The organism is Rhizobacter sp. P2_G4 (assembly GCF_056403575.1).
This window is the reverse complement of sequence record NZ_JBFUFG010000002.1, coordinates 440,109-461,182: the sequence shown is the minus strand read 5'-3', so window position 1 is coordinate 461,182 and position 21,074 is coordinate 440,109. Positions and strand designations below refer to the sequence as shown.

19 protein-coding genes are annotated in these 21,074 nt (G+C 66.3%); 3 read left to right on the top strand and 16 right to left on the bottom strand.

The genetic code is table 11. From position 1 onward, the window contains the following. The first annotated feature begins 243 nt into the window (after positions 1-243). Positions 244-3,432: a diguanylate cyclase domain-containing protein gene (locus tag AC1DYS_RS08615; RefSeq protein ID WP_477898027.1), complete on the top strand. Its 3,189-nt coding sequence runs from the start codon at positions 244-246 to the stop codon at positions 3,430-3,432. Between the two features lie 66 nt (positions 3,433-3,498). On the opposite strand, the gene AC1DYS_RS08610 is transcribed toward AC1DYS_RS08615, so the two are convergent. Then, positions 3,499-4,287: a transporter gene (locus AC1DYS_RS08610; protein ID WP_477898025.1), complete on the bottom strand. Its 789-nt coding sequence runs from the start codon at positions 4,285-4,287 to the stop codon at positions 3,499-3,501. Positions 4,288-4,588: 301 nt separating this feature from the next. On the opposite strand from AC1DYS_RS08610, the gene AC1DYS_RS08605 reads away from it, so the two are divergent. After that, positions 4,589-5,959 carry a TPM domain-containing protein gene (locus tag AC1DYS_RS08605; protein ID WP_477898023.1) on the top strand — a complete coding sequence of 457 codons (1,371 nt, stop codon included), beginning with the start codon at positions 4,589-4,591 and terminating at the stop codon, positions 5,957-5,959. Positions 5,960-5,990: 31 nt separating this feature from the next. Here the strand turns inward: AC1DYS_RS08605 and flhA are convergent, their stop codons facing one another. The 3 genes from flhA to AC1DYS_RS08590 all read right to left on the bottom strand — a co-directional run bounded on the left by flhA (position 5,991) and on the right by AC1DYS_RS08590 (position 9,946). Beyond that, positions 5,991-8,075, bottom strand: a complete 2,085-nt coding sequence (gene flhA / locus AC1DYS_RS08600; protein ID WP_477898021.1) for a flagellar biosynthesis protein FlhA — start codon at positions 8,073-8,075, stop codon at positions 5,991-5,993. Between the two features lie 67 nt (positions 8,076-8,142). Further along, positions 8,143-9,306: an EscU/YscU/HrcU family type III secretion system export apparatus switch protein gene (locus AC1DYS_RS08595; protein WP_477898019.1), complete on the bottom strand. Its 1,164-nt coding sequence runs from the start codon at positions 9,304-9,306 to the stop codon at positions 8,143-8,145. Positions 9,307-9,376: 70 nt separating this feature from the next. Then, positions 9,377-9,946, bottom strand: coding sequence for a hypothetical protein (locus tag AC1DYS_RS08590; RefSeq protein ID WP_477898017.1), 570 nt, complete (start codon positions 9,944-9,946; stop codon positions 9,377-9,379). Between the two features lie 9 nt (positions 9,947-9,955). Between AC1DYS_RS08590 and AC1DYS_RS08585 the strand changes: the two genes are divergently transcribed. Continuing rightward, complete coding sequence (locus tag AC1DYS_RS08585; RefSeq protein WP_477898015.1) at positions 9,956-11,338, top strand: hypothetical protein; 1,383 nt, start codon at positions 9,956-9,958, stop codon at positions 11,336-11,338. On the opposite strand, the gene fliR is transcribed toward AC1DYS_RS08585, so the two are convergent. The 12 genes from fliR to fliG all read right to left on the bottom strand — a co-directional run bounded on the left by fliR (position 11,298) and on the right by fliG (position 21,073). Further along, a complete protein-coding gene (fliR, locus tag AC1DYS_RS08580) occupies positions 11,298-12,059 on the bottom strand; it encodes a flagellar biosynthetic protein FliR (protein ID WP_477898013.1) in 762 nt (253 codons plus the stop codon). The two genes, AC1DYS_RS08585 and fliR, sit on opposite strands and share 41 nt — an antisense overlap. 6 nt (positions 12,060-12,065) lie before the next feature. Next, the gene (fliQ, locus tag AC1DYS_RS08575) at positions 12,066-12,335 is read right to left on the bottom strand and encodes a flagellar biosynthesis protein FliQ (RefSeq protein ID WP_047484972.1); all 270 of its coding nucleotides are present in this window, start codon (positions 12,333-12,335) and stop codon (positions 12,066-12,068) included. 32 nt (positions 12,336-12,367) lie between these two features. Further along, positions 12,368-13,111, bottom strand: coding sequence for a flagellar type III secretion system pore protein FliP (gene fliP, locus AC1DYS_RS08570; protein ID WP_477899591.1), 744 nt, complete (start codon positions 13,109-13,111; stop codon positions 12,368-12,370). A 31-nt stretch (positions 13,112-13,142) separates the two neighbouring features. Beyond that, positions 13,143-13,505 (bottom strand): FliO/MopB family protein, encoded by a 363-nt coding sequence (locus AC1DYS_RS08565; protein WP_477898011.1) that lies wholly within the window; start codon positions 13,503-13,505, stop codon positions 13,143-13,145. A gap of 8 nt (positions 13,506-13,513) precedes the next feature. Beyond that, entirely contained in the window at positions 13,514-13,951 is a 438-nt protein-coding gene (fliN, locus tag AC1DYS_RS08560; RefSeq protein ID WP_477898009.1) for a flagellar motor switch protein FliN, read from the bottom strand. Between the two features lie 261 nt (positions 13,952-14,212). Then, positions 14,213-15,214: a flagellar motor switch protein FliM gene (fliM, locus tag AC1DYS_RS08555; RefSeq protein WP_477898007.1), complete on the bottom strand. Its 1,002-nt coding sequence runs from the start codon at positions 15,212-15,214 to the stop codon at positions 14,213-14,215. 6 nt (positions 15,215-15,220) lie between these two features. Beyond that, a complete protein-coding gene (locus AC1DYS_RS08550) occupies positions 15,221-15,862 on the bottom strand; it encodes a flagellar basal body-associated FliL family protein (RefSeq protein ID WP_477898005.1) in 642 nt (213 codons plus the stop codon). Between the two features lie 215 nt (positions 15,863-16,077). Continuing rightward, a complete protein-coding gene (locus AC1DYS_RS08545; RefSeq protein WP_477898003.1) occupies positions 16,078-17,328 on the bottom strand; it encodes a flagellar hook-length control protein FliK in 1,251 nt (416 codons plus the stop codon). Positions 17,329-17,362: 34 nt separating this feature from the next. Then, positions 17,363-17,836: a flagellar export protein FliJ gene (fliJ, locus tag AC1DYS_RS08540; protein WP_477898001.1), complete on the bottom strand. Its 474-nt coding sequence runs from the start codon at positions 17,834-17,836 to the stop codon at positions 17,363-17,365. A gap of 21 nt (positions 17,837-17,857) precedes the next feature. Next, on the bottom strand, positions 17,858-19,297 hold the full coding sequence (gene fliI / locus AC1DYS_RS08535) for a flagellar protein export ATPase FliI (protein WP_477897999.1): 1,440 nt from the start codon (positions 19,295-19,297) through the stop codon (positions 17,858-17,860). Then, on the bottom strand, positions 19,294-20,091 hold the full coding sequence (locus AC1DYS_RS08530; protein WP_477897997.1) for a FliH/SctL family protein: 798 nt from the start codon (positions 20,089-20,091) through the stop codon (positions 19,294-19,296). The genes fliI and AC1DYS_RS08530 overlap by 4 nt, the downstream gene beginning before the upstream one ends. Then, positions 20,078-21,073 carry a flagellar motor switch protein FliG gene (gene fliG, locus AC1DYS_RS08525; RefSeq protein WP_047484960.1) on the bottom strand — a complete coding sequence of 332 codons (996 nt, stop codon included), beginning with the start codon at positions 21,071-21,073 and terminating at the stop codon, positions 20,078-20,080. The genes AC1DYS_RS08530 and fliG overlap by 14 nt, the downstream gene beginning before the upstream one ends. Position 21,074: the final 1 nt, after the last annotated feature.

Sequence of the window (21,074 nt, the reverse complement as noted above, 5' to 3'; positions counted from 1 at the left end):
TGAGAGGGGGGGATCGGGGGCTTTTCTTGGAGCAGCCGGTGTTGACTCGGCGCGGCTTTTTCAGTCGCGCAACAGGAACTGTGCGGTTTCGCACTTCACCCGCCGGACCGTCGTTTGTACCCACTCACCCGCAGCGCAAAACATCACTTCGTGCGCGCTGCGGCAAGTGCTTACAGATAGAGGCCTCAAGCGCGCTGCATCGCGCGCCGATATCGCTCATAGCCCGCCTCTTCACGTCGGCCCATGCCTTTGCTTCGCTGTCTTCTGTTCTATGTGCTGCTCCTGGCCGGGGTGGGCGTGAGCGCCGCAGGATCAGACACGACCGCCACCCCGGCGCGCTGGGTCGGACTGTCGGACACGCTCTTTAAACACCAGACGGCGGCCTTCGCGCTCGGCGGCGGCACGACCTTCGTGCAGGACACCAGCGGCTTCATGTGGGTCGGCTCGCAAGCCGGCCTGATGCGCTGGGACGGCTACAACCTGCGCAAGTACGCCGCCGACCCGCAAACCCCAGGTTCGCTGCCGGACAGCTACGTCTCTTCACTGCACGCCGACAAACGCGGCCGGCTGTGGATCGGCACCAACTCGCGCGGCCTGGTCCGCTACGACGCGAACATCGACAGCTTCGCCCTGCATTCGACCGGCCAGCCCGGGCAACGGAACGCAACGATCACGGCCATCATCGACGACGAAGAAGGCGGCCTGTGGATCGGCACCCATGAAGGCCTCGACCGCATGGATGCCACCGGCACCGTGCGCCGCGACACGGCCAACGCCGCCCGCGCCAGCATGTCCACCGGCGCGCCGCTCGCCGCAGCGACCCCAGCGAACATGCTGCCGACCGACGACGACCTCAAGTCGGGGCTGCCCGAAGGCGGCGTGGTCGCGCTGCTGAGGGACCGCCACGCCACGCTGTGGGTCGGTACCCGCCACGGCCTGATCAAGCGCGATCGCGCGGCGCGCGGCTTTTCAGCCCTTCCGCTGCAAACGCGCGACGGCTCGGCACCTTCCATCGAACGCCTGTATGAAGACAGCACCGGCCGCCTTTGGGTAGGCACTCGCGCGCACGGTGCCTTCATCGTGGACGCGGCGGGACCACATCCTGTGCAGGAGAGCGGTGCGGCCGCGGGGCTCGCCACCGACCGCATCACCTCGATCCTCGAGACCCTGCAGGGCGAGACCTGGCTGGGCATCGACGGCGGCGGCATCGTGGTGGTCGACTCGCAGGATGTCGCGACCCGGCGCCTGCGTCACCACGCCGATGCACCGACGAGCCTGAACGACGACAACGTCTATGCGCTGTACCGCGATCGCAGCGGGCTGATCTGGGTGGCCACCAACAACTCGGTGAGCCTGCACGACCCGCAGCAGCGCGCTGTCATCACACTGCTGGGCAGCGGCACGCGAAGCGACGGACTCAGCCAACCCAACGTACCCGCGCTGATCGTCACGCGCACGGACCAGGCCTGGCTGAGCGTGGGCGACGGTGGCATCGACGTGCTCGACCCGGTGCGGGGCCGGGTCGCACAGTTGCGCCCCGATCCCACTCGGCCGCTCAGTGCATTGCCCAAGGGACGCGTGATGTCGCTGGCAGAAGGCGCCGACGGCGTGGTCTACATCGGCACGCTGCAAGGCCTCTACCGCAGCGACGCCCAGGGCCGCCACGTCACACGCGTCAACGTGCCCCAGCGCAACGACACCGCCGGCGTCTGGGCGCTCTGCTACAGCAACGGCATCTTGTGGGTCGGCGGACTCGACGGCCTGTGGGCGCTGGATGTTCGCCATGCCGGAGCGCCCGCACTGCTGCGCCAGGAAGACGCATTGACGCTAGGCGACTCCCGCGTGACAAGCATCGCACCCGGTGCCGATGGCTGGTTGTGGGTCGGCACGCGCACCGGGCTCGTCCACCTGGACACCGGCTCCGGCCTGTTCGAACGCATCCCGTCCGACCCGACCGATCCGACACGTTTGCCGGGCACCTACGTGTCGTCGACGCTGATCGATCGCCAGGGCCGGCTGTGGGTCTCGTCGTTCGGCGTCGGCGTGCAGATCCTCGAGCGAAAGGATGCGAGCGGCCGCTTGTGGTTCCGCTCCCTGGGCGTGCGCGAAGGGCTGCCCCACGCCGGCGTCAACAAGATGCTGGAAGACGCACGCGGCGACATCTGGGTGAGCACCGACGACGGCCTGGCGATGATCGATGCGAAGACGTTCGCGATCCGCCCGCTACAGCGTCCGCAGGGTGTGAACGTCCTCGCCTACTGGACCAACGCCGGAGCCGTCACGGCCGCCGGCGAGCTGATCTTCGGCGGCCAGGGAGGCATCTCCATCGTGCGCCCCGAGCTGTTCACGCGATGGACCTACTCGGCACCGGTGGTGATCACCGACGCGCGCGCCGGCACCACGCCCTTGTCCGCTGGGTTGCTCAACCAGCCGCAAAACGGCACCAGCAAGCCGCTCGACATCTCGGCACAAGACCGCGGCCTGACGGTCGAGTTCTCGGCGCTCGACTACTCAGCCCCAGAGCGCAACCACTACGCCTATCGGCTGCAAGGCTTCGACGCCGACTGGATCGCCACCGAGCCGACACGGCGGTTTGCGAGCTACACCAACCTGCCGCCGGGCGACTACACGATGGAGCTGCGCGGGTCCAACCGCGAAGGCGACTGGTCGCAGACCTCGTTGCAGATTCCCATCCGCGTGCTACCCGCCTGGAACCAGACTCTCTGGTTCCGTGGCCTCGCGTCACTGCTGGCGCTGGCGCTGATCGGCGGGCTGGTGCAGGCGCGCACGCTGTACCTGCGGCGGCGCCAGCGCGAGCTGCAAAGCCTGGTCGACGAACGCACCGCCACGCTCCTGCAACGCACCGAAGAATTGCGCGCGAGCCAGCAGCAGCTGGAGCAGATCGCCTACATCGACCCCCTCACCGGCCTGCCCAACCGCCGGCTGTTCAACGATGAACTGCGCCACCAGACGGCCTTGGCGGCTCGTGGCGGCGCGGACTTCACGTTGATGCTGCTGGACCTGGACGGCTTCAAGCAGATCAACGACCGCTTCGGCCACGACGCGGGCGACGCCATGCTGGAGCAGACGGCCAAGCGCCTGCTCCGCGTCATGCGCGAAAGCGACCGCGTGTGGCGCACCGGCGGAGACGAGTTTGCCGTGCTGCTGCCTCAGACGTCCGACAGGGAGGCCGTCGACACCATCTGCCGCCGCATCGTCGACAGCCTGGCCGAACCGTTGTTGCTCAAGGGAACGACGATGCGCGTCGGCGCCAGCATCGGCGTGGCGCTGTGCCCCGACCATGGCGAGGCACCCGATGCGTTGTACAAAGCCGCCGACGTGGCACTCTACGCAGCCAAGCGCGGCGGGCGTGGCACGTGGCGCTGGCACGACTCGGCCGCCGGCGAAGCCGAAGCCGTCGCAGTCACGTGATGTGATCTCGACGGCAGGGGCGGCGCTCTTCGGTCAGCGAACAGCGCTCTGATTTCGGTACAGGAATCAGAAGCAAACCGACAGGCCGACGCCCCAGGTGAAATCGGGCGTGTACGAAGTGAGGCCGCGTGCTACCGAGAAATCGACCTGAACCGAATCGCTCACCAGGTAGGACACACCCGTGTCGAAGCTCACGACCGAGCCACCGTTCTTAACCGTGGTGAGCTGCTGGCCGGCCAGCTCGATGAAGCCGTGCCATTCGGGCGTGAGCTCTTTGCCGAGCACGGCGGCCAGGATGCCGGCGGTGAACCGCTTGCCATCGGCGTTCTTGTCCGAGACGACGCCTGGCATCACCCCCAGCGAAAAACCGTGTGGCAGCTCCCATTCGAAGACAGCCAGCAGCTCGGGGCGCACACCCTGCCCGCGGAAGGCCGCCGAGCCCGAGTCCATGTCGAGGTTCAGCAGCCAGCCAATGGCGGGCTTGCCGCTCGCCTCGTCGCCGTCTTGCATGTGCCACTTGATGCCCAGTGCGGTGTCGGCGAAGCCGCGTTGAGTCGGCTGGCCATCTGCTTTGGCACGCACGAAGCCGTCGGTCTCCAGGCGCAGCTCGAGCTTGTCGCTCAAGCCCAGGCGGAGCAGCGTGGGTGTGGTGACAGTCCGCGTCTTGATGCCGTCGGCATTGTTTCGCTCGAACGAGAAACTCGTCTCGACCTGGAAGCGGCCCGTGCCCACGACGTCACTCGATTCAACGAAGTCGGGCCTGTCGGTCGCGATCGCTTCGGCCAGAACGGCTGGGGAGCAGCAAACGCCAGCACAGAATGCCAAGGTCTTCAGCATGTTCGGGGAATGTGTCATCAAACTCTCGATTTCTAGGGGCCACGGTGGTTCTGGGCGTCGCGGCTGTGGATTGAATCGGTACGGCACGCTTCAGTAGTGTGGCCCCTTGCACCGATGATCGACGCGACGCGGATCAGATGGGTCTCGGGAATCCCCGCTGGCATTCGACGAAAATCGCGCCGCCGGTCTCTCAATAGACGCCTATCAACCTGCCACGGCCCGGCAGATTTGGAGGCGCTTTCCCGCGTCCTTCGACATGCGCCTGAACTGGGCGCACACCCACATGACCTTTCGACACGCCGCACTGCGGTGCGCGCCCATGACTGCCTTGCTGAGAAGCCTTGCCCTTGCTTGCTGCCTTCTGGTCAGTTTGGCCCATGCCGACGAGCTGAGGGAGCGGCTCGATGCCGTTCCCAACCCGCAGGTCCACGGTGGCGGATGGGTCGCCGACCCCGCCGGCGTGATCAGCCGCCACCAGCAGGAGATCAACGCCGCCATCGGCGAGCTGGAACGCGAGACGGGCGTCGAGATCGCCGTGGTCGTGCTGCCGACCATCGGCGCCCTCGCGCCCAAGTCGTTCGCGACGGAGCTGTTCCAGAAATGGGGCATCGGCAAGGCCGGACGCGACAACGGCCTGCTGGTGCTGCATGTGCTCGACCAGCGGCGGTTGGAGATCGAGACCGGCTACGGCATGGAAGGCCTGCTGCCGGACCTCAAGACCTACTGGATCGCCAACGACATCGCCGTTCCCTTCTTCAAGGAGGGCAGCTTCGCCGATGGACACCTGGAAGTGGTGCGTGCCCTGGCGCGTGCCATCCGGCAACCCAACATCGGGCATGACGAACTCGTCTCATCGCTCGGCAGCACGCCCGGCGCCAACCAGGACGCATTGCCAGAAATCCCGACGTACGACGAGATCGCGCTGCGCCACACCTCGTTCATCGAACGTGCGTGGCGCAGCCTGTGGACGCCGCTCGCACTGTTGATGCTGGCTGCGCTGTCGTGGTACTTGCTCCAAGCCGTCTACACATGGCGCACCCGCCGGATGCTGCCATCACAACGCCGACAGGTCTATCTCGGCAAGTTCAGGTACCTGCAATACGCCTCGGTGCTGCCGGCGGGTGGCGCGGCCTTCGTCCTTGAATGCGCACGCACCGGCACCTTCTTTTCACCGTGGCCGGTGCTGGGCGTCTCTGCCTTCAGCGTGGCGGTGATACGCAACTACCGCTTGGTGAAGCTGCGCAAGGAGCCGCGGGTGTGTGTCTGCGGGCAGACGATGCGCCAGCTCAGCGAGAAAGCGGACAACTCGCACCTTGAGCCCGGGCAGTCGGCCGAGGAACTGATCAAGTCTGTGGACTACGACGTGTGGCTGTGCGGTTGCGGCAAGACGCAAATCGAAGCCTATGCAGGCGACAAGCCCGGCGAGCGCTGTGAGAAATGCGGCTACCGGACCGATCGGCCCATCAAGCGGCGCACCTTGCAATCGGCGACCACCTCGTCGCAAGGCTTGCGGGAAGTGACCTACGCCTGCGCACACTGCCAGCATCAGCGCACGGTTGAAGAAACGATCGCCGCCATCTCCACCTCGTCGTCCAGCGACTCGGGGAGTTCGGGTTCGTCCAGCAGTTCGAGCAGCAGCTCTTTCGGCGGCGGAAGCTCGGGCGGCGGCGGGTCCGGCGCGAGCTACTGAAAAGCGCAAGGGCTCGCCGCCCCCGTTTTCATCAGGCCTGCCCGCCGATGATCGATCCAATGCGGATCGAATGCGTCTCGGGGATTTCACTGTGGCCGAGCACGCGCAAGCGCGGCGCAGCACGTTTCAGCAAGCGTGCCATCGGCGCGCGAATCATGTCGGGCACCAGCAAGCAGGCCGGGTGCCCCAGGTCTTCTTGCCGCTTGGCCGACTGCGCAGCACTGCGTGTCAGCGTCTCGGCGACACCCGGATCGAGCGCGGCGCCGTGCGGTGAATTCAACGCCTGCGTGACGAGCCGCTCGAGTTCGGGTTCGAGGGCGATGACTTCGAGTTCCTGCACCGGCCCATAGATCTGCTGCACGATCGCCGGGGCGATGTGGATGCGGATGCGGCGTGAGAGCTCCATCGGGTCACTCACCGTGGATGAATGTTCGGCCAAACACTCGACGATCGAGCGCATGTCGCGGATGTGCACGCCTTCTTCGAGCAGCAGCTGCAACACCTTCTGCAGCGCCGGGATGCTCACCATCTTAGGCACCACGTCTTCGATCATCTTGGGTGCAAGCTTGGTCACGTGCTCGACCAGTTGCTGCACTTCCACGCGGCCGAGCAGCTTGGCGGCGTGCATCTGCATCAGGTGCGACAGGTGCGTGGCGATCACGGTGGAGCAGTCGACCACGGTGAAGCCGTTCATCTGCGCAGCTTCGCGCTGGCGCTCTTCGATCCACACCGCCGGCAGGCCGAAAGCGGGGTCGGTGGTTTGTGTGCCGATCAGCTTGGTCGTGGCACCGCCCGGGTTGATGGCCAGCAGCATGCCGGGGAAGGCTTCGCCCTCGCCCACCACCGCGCCACGCAGCGTGAGGCGGTACATGCTGGGCTTGAGTTCCAGGTTGTCGCGGATGTGCACAGGCGGCGGCAAAAAGCCCACGTCTTGCGCGAATTTTCGGCGCACGCCCTTGATGCGCTGGAGCAGGTCGCCCTGGCGTGCCTTGTCCACCAGCGCAATCAGTCTGTAGCCCACTTCCAGGCCGAGCGTGTCGACGGGTTGCAGGTCGTCCCAGGTCGCTTCGGCGTTCGGCTCAGCGACCGGCACGGGCGGCGGTGGAGCGTTGCGCACGCGCTTGTTGCGCTCGTTCATCCAGTACGACGCGTAACCCAGGCCGCCAGCGATGAGCAAGAACACGAAGTGAGGCATGCCGGGGATCAGCCCCAGCAAGCCGATCACGCCGGCCGTGATGGCCAGCACGCGCGGCGAGCTGAACACCTGTGCCGAGATCTGCGTGCCGACGTCTTGTTCCTTGCCGACGCGCGAGACCACCATGGCTGCGGCCACCGAGATCAGCAGCGCGGGCACCTGGGCCACAAGCGCGTCGCCGATGGCCAGCAGGATGTAGCTGTTGGCGGCCTGCGAGGCCGACAGGTCGTGCTGCGCCACACCGATGATGAAGCCGCCGATGATGTTGATGAAGAGAATCAGCAGGCCGGCCATGGCGTCGCCACGCACGAACTTGCTGGCACCGTCCATGGAGCCGAAGAACTCGGCCTCATTGCCCACTTCCTGGCGGCGGCGCTTGGCTTCCTTCTCGTCGATGAGGCCGGCGTTCAGGTCGGCATCGATCGCCATCTGCTTGCCGGGCATCGCGTCCAAGGTGAAACGCGCGCCGACTTCGGCGATGCGCTCGGCACCCTTGGTCACCACCACGAAGTTGATGACCACGAGGATCGCGAACACGATCAGACCGACGGCGAAGTTGCCGCCGATCAGGAAGTGGCCGAACGATTCGATCACCTGCCCCGCCGCACCCGGGCCGGTATGGCCTTGCAGCAGCACCACGCGGGTGGAGGCGATGTTGAGCGACAGGCGCAGCAGCGTCGTCAGCAGGATGACGGTCGGGAAGGCCGAGAAATCAAGCGGCCGCACCATGTAGGCCGCCACCATCATGACCATCAGCGCCATCGCGATGTTGAAGGTGAACAACAGGTCGAGTGCAAACGCCGGCAGCGGCAGCACCATCATCGACAGGACCATGATGATGAACACCGGCGCCATCAGCGCCTTGATGGCGGTGGCATGCGGCCCGAGCAGCGCTTGCAGCTGTTTCATCAAGGCATTCATCGAGTCCCTCCAGACATACCGTCATTCCCGCGCAGGCGGGAATCCATGCCGTGCCGGCAGAGCTTGTTCATTCAATCACCTCGTCGGGTACGAACCCCGGCTTGTTGTGTGGGTCGAGCTCGGCCGGCACGTTGAGTTCGGGCAGCGCACCCGGCATCGGCACGCGGCCGGTGAGGGCTGCACGCAGCTGGTACACGTAGGCCAGCACCTGCGCCACGGCAGAGAACAGCGCCGCCGGAATCTCGCGGTCGACTTCGGCATGCGCGTACAGCGCACGCGCCAGCACCGGGGCTTGCAACACTGGCACTTGCGAGCTCTTGGCGATGTCGCGGATCGTCATCGCGATGAGGCCGGCGCCCTTGGCCACCACACGCGGAGCGCCCATCTTCTGGTCGTCGTACTTGAGCGCGACGGCATAGTGGGTCGGGTTCATCACCACCAGGTCGGCATTCGGGATGGCGGCCAGCATGCGGCGGTTGTTCATCTCGCGCATGCGGGCGCGGGCCTTGGCCTTGACCTCGGCATTGCCTTCGACTTCCTTGTGTTCCTGCTTCAGTTCTTCGTGGCTCATCTTGAGCCGCGACGCGTGCATGTGCTTCTGCAGCGGCAGGTCGACCATCGCAAAGGCCGCGAGCGCGAGCAGCAGCAAGAGCATGCCGCCGACGATCACGCTGCCGGCATGCGAGAGCGCCGCAGGCAGCGCCATCGCCAGCACGCCGCCAAAGGAATCGATGTTGGCGCGCAGGTACATCGCGCCGATGGTGCCGAGGATCAGCGCCAGCACCGAGGCCTTGAGCGTGTCGACCAGCTGGTCTTTCGAGAACAGCCGGGTGATGCCCGACAGCGGGTTCAGCTTGCCGAAGTTCGGCATCACCGGCTTGAGCGTCCAGACCCAGCCGCCGGCGGCCACGCTGATCGCCACGGCGACCAGCATCATCATCAGGCCCAGCGGCACGATGATCCACATCATCTGCCAGGTGAGTTCTGCCAAGCGTTCGGCCATGAAATCAGTGCTCTGGACCGACTTCGCATCAAAGCGCAGCCCATTCATCAGCAGCTTGGACGACCAGTGCGACACCTGGGGCGCCAGCGCCACCAACGTCGCGCCACCGACCGCAATCGCCGCGAAGTGACCCAGGTCGCGCGAGCGCACGACCTGCCCGTCCTTGCGGGCTTTGTCGAGTTTTCGCTGTGAGGCGGGTAGGTTGCGGTCTTGGTTGGAGGCGGCCATGGCAAGGCTTTTCTAGGCTCCTCCATTGTTTCCAGTCGTGACCGGAACTTGAGCGGGATAAGAGGGGCGTTCAGCCCCCTTCTTGCCGCTGCCTTGGCGCCGCCACGCCGCGCCGCCTCGGCTCCCTGCCCGCGCCAGACCCAGCCGGTGCACGCCAGGCCGCCCAGGCCGTGGCGCCGGCCAGCACCACCCAGGCGCAGCCCACCACCCGCACGGGCCCGATGTTTGCGTACATCAGCGAATCGACCCCATGCAACGAGATCGCCTCGATGACGAACAGGCACAGCGCCACCGCACAGGCCGTGGCAGCCACCCGGGCATGCACGCCGGCGTGCCGCAAACCGGCCAGGCCCCACAGCGCCCAGGCCAGCAGCAAGGCGCACAGCACCAGCAGGCCGACTTGCACCGGTGTGCGTGAGTCGTACAACCCTTCGCCCTGCAGCCAGATGTCGATCGCGGCGCGCAAGCGGTGGCGAAGGCCGAGCACGGCTTCGAGCGCAAAACCGGCTGAGGCCCCGGCGAGCTTCCACCACAGGCGCTGCTGCAGCGCCCGGGCGGCACCCGCACAGGCCAGTGCGGCCACGCCGAAGGCCAGCAGCCCCGCGAGCTGGGTGGCATTGATGTCACCGACTTCGATCATGATCAGGCAATGAACATTGAATTCGTTTACGCGGCCTTCGCACTGGGCGCCCTGGTTGCCTTCCGATTCTTGCCCGCCGCGGTGGCCGTGCTGGTGGTTTTTCTAGGGGGTTGGATCGTGCTGCCGGTGGGCGTGTTTCCGCCCGGCTCGTCTGCGGTCGACTTTCCGTACTGGATCACCGGGCTGGCCGTGCCGTCCGACATGCTGCTCACCAAGGCCTGGGCCGCGCCGGCTGCCGCCTTGCTGGGCGTGCTGGTGTTCGACCGCGCAGCGCTGATGCGGCTGCGCCCGGTGTGGGCCGACCTGCCGCTCGCGCTGTGGTGCCTGTGGCCGCTGCTGCAATCGGCCGGCGCAGCGCAGCCGCAACCCGCCGGCTGGGTGGCGAGCCTCTACCTCGTGGGCAGCTGGGGCCTGCCCTGGCTGCTCGGGCGCCTGTACTTCGCCTCGCCCGACGGCCAGCTGCTCCTGATCAAGGGCCTGGTGTTCGCCGGCGCGGCCTGCCTGCCCTTCAGCCTGGTCGAGGGCGTGTTCGGCCCCGTGACCTACGCTTGGCTCTACGAGCTGCACCCCTTCCGCCTGGACGGCGCGGCGCGCTACATCGGCTACCGGCCGATCGGCTTCTTCGAGCACGGCAACCAGTTCGGGCTGTGGGTCTCGCTGTGTGCGCTGGCCGCCGTGTGGCTGGCGTGGGCGACGCCTCCTGGGCGCCACTCGCAGCTCTATCGGGTGCTGGCGGTGCTGGTCGTCGCGATGGCCTTGGCGGCGCAATCGGTGGGCGGCATCCTGATCCTCGCGCTCGGCGTGGCGCTGCTGTGGGCCAGCCGCTGGGTGAGGCCGCGCCTCATGCTGGCGGGCGCCTCGGCGGTGCTTATCCTGAGCGGCGCGGTCTACGTGTCGGGCGTGGTGCCGATCACCCGCCTTGCAAAAGACACCGCCATGGGTCAGCGCGCGGTCGGCGTCTTCAAGTCGATCGGCCGCAGCTCGTTCACTTGGCGCATCGCGCTGGACCAGAGAATGATGGGCGAGGCGATGAAGAAGCCGATCACCGGGTCGGCCAACTGGGCGTGGTGGCGCGACAAGGAGATGCGCCCCTGGGGTCTCACGGTGCTAGTCATCGGTCAGTTCGGCTTGATCGGCCTGGCCGCGTGCCTCGCAATCCTGCTGTGGCCGGCCGTCGCGGCGGCGTGGCGCTCACCGCGCGGCAGCCCATGGCGCATGGAGACGCTGCCCTTCGTGCTGGCGATGATCCTCGGCCTCACGGTGTTCGACGCGCTGATGAACTCGTTCATCTTCTTCCCTGCGCTGCTCGCCGCAGGTGGCTTGGCCGCCAGCTCGGCGATGCGGCGGCCGGCTACTGGAAGTAGGCCAGCATCTGTTCCAGCGCCATCGTGAACGGCGCCTGCATCATCGGCAGCGTGAGCAACACGCCCAGCAGGCCCACGCCCAGCGTGACTGGGAAGCCGATGGCGAAGATGTTCATCTGCTGAGACACGCGTGAGATCACACCGAGTACGAGGTTCACGAACAGCAGCATCGTGATCATCGGCAGCGCGATCCACAGGCCCAGCTTGAACACCTCGGCGCCCCACACCTGAGGCTGCAATGCACGCAGGAAGGCGAAGGGTTCAGGGCCGACCGGGAAGGCGTTGAAGCTCTGCACCAACGCCATGATCAACAGCAGGTGACCGTTGATGATGATGAACAGCCACGACACCGTGATGCCGAAGAAGCTGCCCACCGCATTGCCCTGGCTGCCGCTCGTCGGGTCGAAGAACCCGGCGTAGTTGAGGCCCATCTGCAGGCCGACGAGTTCACCCGCGAACTCGATGGCGGCAAACACGATGCGCGCCGCAAAGCCCAGCGTCACGCCGATCAGCACCTGCTGCAACACCACCAGGAAGGCCTGCGACGAATCGAGCGCGATGGCCGGCATCTCGGGCAGCGAGGCCTGGGCGCAGACGGTGATCAGGAATGCAAGGCCCACGCGCACCCGCAGCGGCACATTGCGCTGCGACAGCACCGGGGCGGTGGTGAACAGCGCCAGCACGCGGATGAAAGGCCACAGCAGCGGCGTGATCCACGCCATCAGCTGGGCTTCGCTGAAGGTCAGCACAGGGCTTCAGCCCACCGCGCTCGGGATCGCGGTCAGCGTGCGCTGGATGTACTCAACCAAGGTGGTCAACATCCACGGGCCGGCAACGGCCAGCACAGCCACTGCCGCGATCAGCTTCGGCACGAACGACAGCGTCGACTCGTGGATCTGCGTGGCCGCCTGGAAGATGCTGACCAGCAGGCCGACGCCGAGGATGGTCAGCAGCACGGGGGCAGCCACCATCAGCAGCAGGTACAGGCCTTGTTGGCCGTAGGTGAAGACTTGTTGGGAATCCATGATTCAGCTTCGAAGGGTCGGTCGGCTGCGCGTTATTGCGCAAAGCTGGCGGCCAGCGAACCGAGTAGCAGGTTCCAGCCATCGGCCAGCACGAACAGCATCAGCTTGAAAGGCAGGGCCACGAGCACCGGGCTCAACATCATCATGCCCAGGCTCATCAGCACGCTGGCGACGATCATGTCGATCACCAGGAAGGGGATGAAGATCAGGAAGCCGATCTGGAAAGCGCTCTTGAGCTCGCTCGTCACGAAGGCCGGCACCAGTACCTTGAAGGGCACGTCGGCGTTCTTGACCGAGGGGTCGATCTTGGCCAGCTTGGCGAACAGCATCACGTCGGCCTGGCGGGTCTGCTTGAGCATGAACTCGCGCATCGGGATCTCGCCGCGCTTGAGCGCTTCGTCGAAGGCGATCTTGTTTTCAGAGTACGGTTGGTAGGCCTGGGCGTAGACCTTGTCGAGCGTCGGGCTCATCACGAAGAAGGTGAGGAAGAGGCTCAGGCCCACGATCACCTGGTTCGGCGGTGCCGACTGCGTGCCCAGCGCCTGGCGCAGCAGGCTCAGCACGATGACGATGCGGGTGAAGCCCGTCATCAGCAGCAGCACGGCCGGCAGGAAGCTCAGTGCAGTGAAGAACAGCAGCGTCTGGATCGGCACCGAGTAGCTGGTGCCGCCTGCGCCCTGCCCGATCACCAGCGGCAACCCCGGGCCAGCCGCGGCTTGCGCTAAAGCTGTGCCCGGAACGGCCGACAACAACGACAAGCCGGCGATGAAGCCGATGCGTTTGAAGCGCGGCGAAAAAAAACTCGATTCAGTTTTCACCCGGACGCCCTTGTGTCGTGTTCTGGTCGCGGCGCAGCTTGCCGAGCAGCTGCGCAAACGGAGGGATCGGCATGGCCGCGGGCGGCACGTCGGCCTGCGGTGCCATGGTGTGCAGCGTGGTGATGCTGCTGGCGGTGACGCCCAGCACCAGCCACTGGCGCTGTTCGCCCTGCCCCACTTCGATGGTGACGATGCGCTGGTTCGGCGACAGCGGCAGCATGGCCACGCTGCGCATGACACCTTGCGCTGCACCGCCACCCATGGGCGTGCGCTTGAGCAGCCACAGGGCCACCGGGATCATCACGATGATCGCGATGAACCACAGCAATGACGTGAATCCAGTGGAGACCATCGGAGAGATCAGCCTTTGCTCAAGCGGCGCATGCGCTCGCTCGGCGTCACGATGTCGGTGAGGCGGATACCGAACTTGTCGTTCACGACCACCACCTCGCCTTGCGCGATCAGGTAGCCGTTGACGAGCACGTCCATCGGTTCGCCGGCCAGTGCGTCGAGTTCGACGACGGAGCCTTGCGCCAGCTGCAGGATGTGCTTGATCGGGATGCGCGTGCGACCCAACTCCACGGTGAGCTGCACCGGGATGTCGAGGATCATGTTGATGTCGTTGCCGGCACCCGAAGCCGCCGTCGAACTGAAGTTCGTGAACGCGACGGGGGACGCTTGCTCGGTGGCAGTCTGCACCTCGGAAGCCACTTCGGGCTTGGACTCGGCCAGGGCGGCAGCCCATTCGGCGGCCATTGCGTCTTCTGCGGACGACGCGCCTGCTTCTTCAGCTGACATTGTTTTCTCCTAGGGGTCTGTTGACGTATGAACCGCCCCTGCGCCGGGGCTGCAAGGGGTGCAGCGCTAGGCGCAGGCCGCCGGTCGGGGTGCCCCCCCGACCAAGGCCTGCAACGACGCGATGCGCCCCTTGCAGCCCCGGCCCTTCGGGTGACGCCCCTGAGCGGGCGCACTCGTCGTTGCAAATGCTCACCGGGGCCCAACCCCGGTTCCGCTTTGCGCCTAGATTGAGCCCGCTCAGGGGCGTCACGCAGGGGTGGTTCATACGTCAGCAGACCCCAACCACCCCATGGTCGAGGTGGACAACATTTGATCGATCTTCAGCGCGTACTTGCCGTTCGAGGTGCCGTAGTGGCAGTCGAAGATGGGCACACCCACCACCTTGCCCTGGATGCCGGGGTCGAGGTCGAGCTCGATGAAGTCACCGGGCTTGAACGCAAGCAACTGCTCGACCGTGGCGGGTGCCGTGGCCAGCTCGGCCACGATCTCGACCTCGGCCGACTGGATCTGCTGCTTCATCAGGTTGACCCAGCGGCGATCGGGTTCGTTGCTGTCGCCCTGGATGGTCGAATACAGCACGTCGCGAATCGGCTCGAGCGTGGCGTACGGAATGCAGAAATGGATGGTGCCGGTGGTGTCGCCCACTTCGAGCGTGAAGCTCGTGGCGACCACGATCTCGCTCGGCGTGGCGATGTTGGCGAACTGGGGCTGCATCTCCGAACGCTGGTACTCGAGTTCCAGCGGGTAGATGCCGTGCCAGGCCTTCTTGTATTCGGCAGTGATCACTTCGACCAGGCGCGTGATGATGCGCTGCTCGGTCGGCGAGAAATCGCGCCCTTCGATGCGTGTGTGGAACTTGCCGGCGCCGCCGAACAGCGCGTCGATCACCGCGAACACCAGCGTCGGGTCGCAGACGATCAGGCCGCTGCCGCGCAGCGGGCGCACCGACACGATGTTGAAGTTGGTCGGCACCACGATCTCGCGCAGGAAGGCGCTGTACTTCTGCACCTTGATGCCGCCGATCGAAATCTCGGGGCTGCGGCGGATGAAGTTGAACAGGCCGATGCGGATGTTGCGGGCGAAGCGCTCGTTGATGATCTCCATCGTGGGCATGCGCCCGCGAACGATCCGCTCCTGGCTCGCGATGTCGTAGTCGCGTATGCCGCCTGTCTGGACCTCTTCCTGGTCGAGCTTCTGGCTTTCGCCGGTGATGCCCTGCAGCAGGGCATCGACTTCGTCTTGCGAGAGGATCTGTTGGTTCATGACCCGTTACTGCACGATGAAGTTGGAGAAGTGCACGCGCTTCACGGGGTTGTGAACTGAAGCGCGCTTCTTTTTCTTCTTGGCCTTGGGCGCGTCTTCATCGTCGGCCTCTGCATCGGCCTTGGACTTGCGAGCGGGAGCCGCCTCTTCCTCGTCACTGGCTTCGATGCCCATCGGCAGCACCGACTCGCGCATGATTTCGCGGGCCAGCGCCAGCTTGCCTTCGGGCGACAGCAGCTGCGCCGAGGTCTTGTGGGCAAGCACCATCAGGATGCCGCTGCGAATGGCGGGCATGTAGGCCTTCATCTCTTCGGCGAACTTGGCGTCGTCGACTTCGAGCGTCACGCCGACTTGCGCGAAGCGGTCGGTTTCCTTGTCGGCGAGGTTGACCACGAAGGGCTCGAGCGGCACGAAGGTCGGCGCGCTCTTGTGGTCGTTGTGAGCTTTCTCTGCCGGAGCAGCGGACGATTCCTCGTCGCCCTCTTCGGCGGCAGCAGCGGCTGCGGCAGCCTTCTTCTTCATGTACACCGCTGCACCGCCACCCAGCATCGCGACCAGCAACGCGGCCGCAACGATGATGATCAGCTTCTTCTTGCCCTTCTTCGGGACAACATCGCCAGCATCGACAGCGGCGGCAGCAGTGGACATGAACGCTCCTTCAATGGCGCGCCCGCAATGGGCTCGCAATGAAGGAAATTATGGAAACAGGGGGCTTTTCCGATGGCCTGATAAGCGGGAGGAAAGCCCGGCTTCCCGCCGTGGAGCATGGGAGTCTGCGAGCTAGCGCCGACGCCAGATGCCAACAAACGCACGAATGGCCAGGGCGTGCCTGGCTCGGGTGACGCCGCAACCCTCGATCGGGATCAGGCGTACAGGTCGACCCCGCCCGCCGCGACGCGCGCATTGATGCGCTGTGGCGGCGTGTCGATGTCACCCGACGCGCCACCGCGGCCGGAACCACCGCTGCCCGACGAATCGCCGCCTTCGCGGCGACCCTGGGCCTGCTGGTGCACACCACCGCCCGACAGCGTGAAGCCGGCGTCGCGCAGTGCGGCAGCCAGCTCGGGCAACCCGCCTTCGATGATCTGCCGCGTGGCAGCCGAATCGGCACCGAAGTTGACTTGTGCCTGCGTGCCGTCGAGCGCGATCTGCACCGAGATCGGACCCATGTCGGCCGGGTTGAGGTGCAACTCGGCCTGCTGCACGCCATCCTTGGCGAGCACGCTGATCTGCACGCCGAGCTCCTTGGGGAACTCGGGCGCCGTGGCCGGCGTGGGGACGTTGACGACAGTGGCCGCGGTGGCTTCAGCAGCCTTGGCCGACGGCGTCATCGACGCTGCAGCGCCCACGGCGCCGGCCGCTCCCACTTCATTGCGTGATTTGGCTTCTTCCGGTGCGGCGACCTGCTCGACGGCCGCCTGCCAGGCGGCGTTGGCTTGCACATCGGCAGATGCCGCCTCGGGCTTGCCATGGCCGTCGCGTGCAGCGCGGATGCGCTCGGCCGGGTCGTTGGCGGCCTCGCCTCGTTGAGCGATGGCCGGGCTGCCGCTGGCTGTGTCGACTGTGCCAACGGCCAAGCCCTTGTTCGAAGCGCGGCCGGCCTTGTCTGCGGCGGCGTTGGTAGCCGAGGTGTCGAGCGGCGAACCCTCCACCGCAGCACCCTTGCCAACGGCGGCGGGTGCATCGGCAGCCGGCGGCAGGTTCAGCGCAGACATCCATTCGGCCAGGGCCGGATCGGTCGGTGCGCTCTCTTCCGTTTTGTCGGTGGACGTGTCTGTAGCCTTGGTCTCGTTGCCCTTGTCAGCCGCATCGGTCTGCGCAGGCTTGGCCTTGTCAGCCTTCGCAGGCGCGCGCTCGCGCGCAACCGGCTTGTTCGCGTTTGGGGCGGTGCTCTTGGGCGCAGCCGTCTCCTGCAGATCGGCTGTCTTCTCCGCGGGCTTCTCGGCAGACTGGGTCTTGTTCGCGTGCACGGGCTCGTGCGCCATCGCCTGGCGCTGGCTGAGCAGCTTGGCAAAGTCGTTGGACGTGTCGGACTGGCTCGTCGCGGCGTTCGGCTGGGCTTGGGCCGAAGGCGGCGCGACGGGCGCGATGAACGATGAGATGGCAGGAGTCATGGGCACCGTCGGAAAGGGATTCGGGGAAAGGAGTTCAGGCTGCGGACGACAGCGGCCGTTTCTGCAGGTTGTTCCAGGCGGCACGGGCCGCGAATTCGTCGGTCTGCTTCTGGTCGCGGCGGTCGGCCATCTGGCGCAGTTCGGTCACGCGGCGTTCGATCAGCTTGCGCACCGAGACGACGCGCATCTCCTGGTCGCGCAGGGATTCGCGGGCTTGCTCGAGCTTCAGCGCGGCGTGGCCGGCGATGTTCTGCTGCTGGTCGATGGCTTGCCCGAGGCGGGCGCTGAAGCCCTGGTAGCACTGCAGGATGTCGATCGAACTCTTGCGGCTGAACTGGTCCTTGAAGCGTGCTTCGTACTCGCCGCGGTAGGCTACGAGCTGCTCGGCCTGCGACTGGGCAGCTTGGTGTGCTTCGACAGCGCGCTGCATGGCGGCCAGCGACGCATCGCGTTCACGCTCAGCCTGGCCGAGCAGAGCCATCAGGGGGTCGAGAGACGGGTTGTTCATGATTCAGTTCCTGTCAAAGGATCAAGTGCCGACCAAGCCGCGCAACTCGCGCAGGCTCTGGGGCAAGGAAGCGGGGCGGTGCATGTCTTGCTGCAACAACTGGGTCATCTGCGGGTGCAGGCGCACGGCGGTGTCGAGCTCGCCGTCGTGGCCGGGCGTGTAGGCGCCGAGCTGGATCAGGTCGCGCGCCTTGTTGTGCTTGGCGTGCAGCTGGCGGAAGCGCCGGGCTGCGTCGATGTGCTCCGGCGGGCTCACGTTGTTCATCACCCGCGAGATCGAACGCTCGATGTCGATGGCCGGGTAGTGGCCGGCCTCGGCCAGCTCGCGCGAGAGCACGATGTGGCCGTCGAGAATGCCTCGGGCCGCATCGGCGATCGGGTCCTGCTGGTCGTCGCCTTCGCTCAGCACCGTGTAGAACGCGGTGATCGAGCCCATGCCGTGGATGCCGTTGCCACTGCGCTCCACCAGCTGCGGCAGCTTGGCAAAGCAGCTCGGCGGGTAGCCCTTGGTGGCAGGCGGCTCGCCGATGGCAAGTGCGATCTCGCGCTGCGCCATCGCGTAGCGGGTCAGCGAATCCATCAGCAGCAGCACATGCTGGCCGCGGTCGCGAAAGTGCTCGGCAATGGCGGTGGCGTAGTTCGCGCCTTGCATGCGGGTGAGCGGCGGCGAGTCGGCAGGAGCCGCCACCACCACCGAGCGGCGCAGGCCGTCTTCGCCGAGGATGTCTTCGATGAACTCTTTCACTTCACGGCCGCGCTCGCCGATGAGCCCGACCACGATCACGTCGGCTGCGGTGTAGCGGGCCATCATGCCCAGCAGCACCGACTTGCCGACGCCGGTGCCGGCGAAGAGGCCGATGCGCTGGCCACGGCCCACGGTGAGCATGGCGTTGATGGCACGCACGCCGGTGTCCAGCGGCTGGCGGATCGGGTCGCGGTCCATCGCGTTGATGGCGCGGCGGATCAGCGGTTCCTTGTGCACGTGTTGCAACGGGCCCTTGCGGTCGATCGGGTGGCCGTGCGAGTCGATCACGCGGCCGAGCAAACCATCGCCGACCGGCAAGTGCTGGGTGCGGTCTTCACCGCGCCGCCAGGGGTGGTGCGCAGCACCGAGTTGCATCGGCACGACAGGCGACGGACGCGGCACCACGCGGGCGCCGCTGGCCAGGCCCTGCACGTCGCCGGTGGGCATGAGGTAGGCGCGGTCGCCCGAGAAGCCGACCACTTCGGCCAGCACCGGCGGTTGGCCGTCGACACGGTGATCGTCCATGTGGATCTGGCAGACCGAGCCCACAGGCACGCGGATGCCGGCGGCCTCGAGCACGAGGCCGGCCACGCGCACGAGGGTGCCTTGCGTTTCCAGCGCCACCGGCTCAGCCGAGAAGGTCTGCATGTCGGCCAGATAGCGGTGCCATTTCTCGGCACTCGCCAGCGCGTGCTTTTCGTGCGGTGAGGTGATCATTCGGCCACCTCGTCGCTGTCGGGCGCGCCACTCCAGCCTTCGGCAATGCCCAGCGAAGCGGCGGCACGACGCCAGCGCGCTTCGAGGCTGGCATCGATGACGCCGATGTCGGACTCGACGATGCAGCCGCCGCGCGTGATGCCGGCATCAGCCAGCAGGCGGGCACCGCGTGCGGCCAGCACGTCGGCCGCACCTTGCGAGACGAGGGCGTGGTCGTCGGGGTGCACGCGCAGGGTGATGTGGTGGGCGCTCAGCAGCAGCGTGTCCACCGCCTCTTGCGCCACGGCGGCCACGAGTTCGGGGCGCTGCACCAGCTCGCTGCGCACCATCTGGCGTGCGAGGTGGGTGGCCGAGACGGCGAGCGCGCGTGCCATGTCTTGCTGCAGGTCGTCGAGCTGCTGCGTGTAGGACTGCATCAGCGTGCCGATCTGCGCGGTGATCTGGGAGGCGAAGCTCTGCTTGAATCCTTCGAGCGCCACCAGGCCGTCGCGGTAGCCGTCCTGGTAGCCGGCGCTGCGTGCGGCTCGCACATGCGTGGCCAGCTCTTCGGCGGGCGACGGCTTGGGCGGCGCAGGAGGTGGCGGTGGCTCGGCGCGTTTCACTGCAGAGGCAGGTGCGCCTTCGCCACCCGACAGGGCGCCCGGCTTCCAGGCGGCAAAGCCGTTCAGTTCTTCGCGCGGAATGAAGCGGCTGTAGTGCGAGCTTGGTTTCGCCGCACCACCGTCGGATGGCGCTGCGGACTTTGCTGCACCGCCTGGCGGTGGTGCGGGGCGCAAGGGGTCAGAGGAACTCATCGTCGCCGCCGCCTCCGAGCACGATCTGACCTTCGTCGGCCAGACGTCTGACGATCTTCAACAGTTCCTTCTGCTCGGCCTCGACCTCGCTCACGCGCACCGGGCCGCGAGATTCCAGGTCTTCGCGCAGCGTCTCGGCAGCGCGGGTCGACATGTTCTTGAACACCTTCTCGCGCATCTCGGGCGTGGCACCCTTGAGCGCGATGACCAGCGATTCGGACTGCACTTCCTTCATCAGCAGCTGGATGCCCTTGTCGTCGATCTTCTCCAGATCGTCGAAGGTGAACATGTTGTCCATGATCTTCTGCGCGAGCTCGTTGTCGGCTTCGCGGATGTAGTCGAGCACCGCGGTCTCGACGCTGCCACCCATCAGGTTGATCATTTCGGCAGCCGTCTTCACGCCGCCCAGCGAGGCCTTGCGCAGCTTGTCGCCGCCGGCCAGCACCTTGCTCATCACTTCGTTCAGGTCTTTCAGCGCCGAGGGCTGGATGCCGTCGAGCGTGGCCACGCGCACCAGCACTTCGTTGCGCTGGCGTTCGGTGAAGCACTTCAGCACGCCGGAAGCCTGGTCGTAGTCGAGGTGCACGAGGATGGCGGCCACGATCTGCGGGTGTTCGTTGCGCAGCAGCTCGGCCACCGAGCTCGCGTCCATCCACTTCAGGCTCTCGATGCCGCTCACGTCGCCGCCTTGCAGGATGCGGTCGATCAGCAGGTTGGCCTTGTCGTCGCCCAGCGCCTTGCGCAGGACGGCCTTCACGTATTCGTCGGTGTCGGTCACCAGCATGCTCTGCTCGGAGGCGACGACCGCAAACTTCTCGAGCACCGACTCCACCTTCTCGCGCGGAATGCTCTTCATCCGGGCGATGGTTTCGCCGAGACCCTGCACTTCCTTGGGCGTGAGGTGCTTGAAGACCTCGGAGGCCTCCTCTTCGCCGAGAGACATCAGCAGAATCGCTGCGTCTTCGAGTCCTTGTGCGTCCATT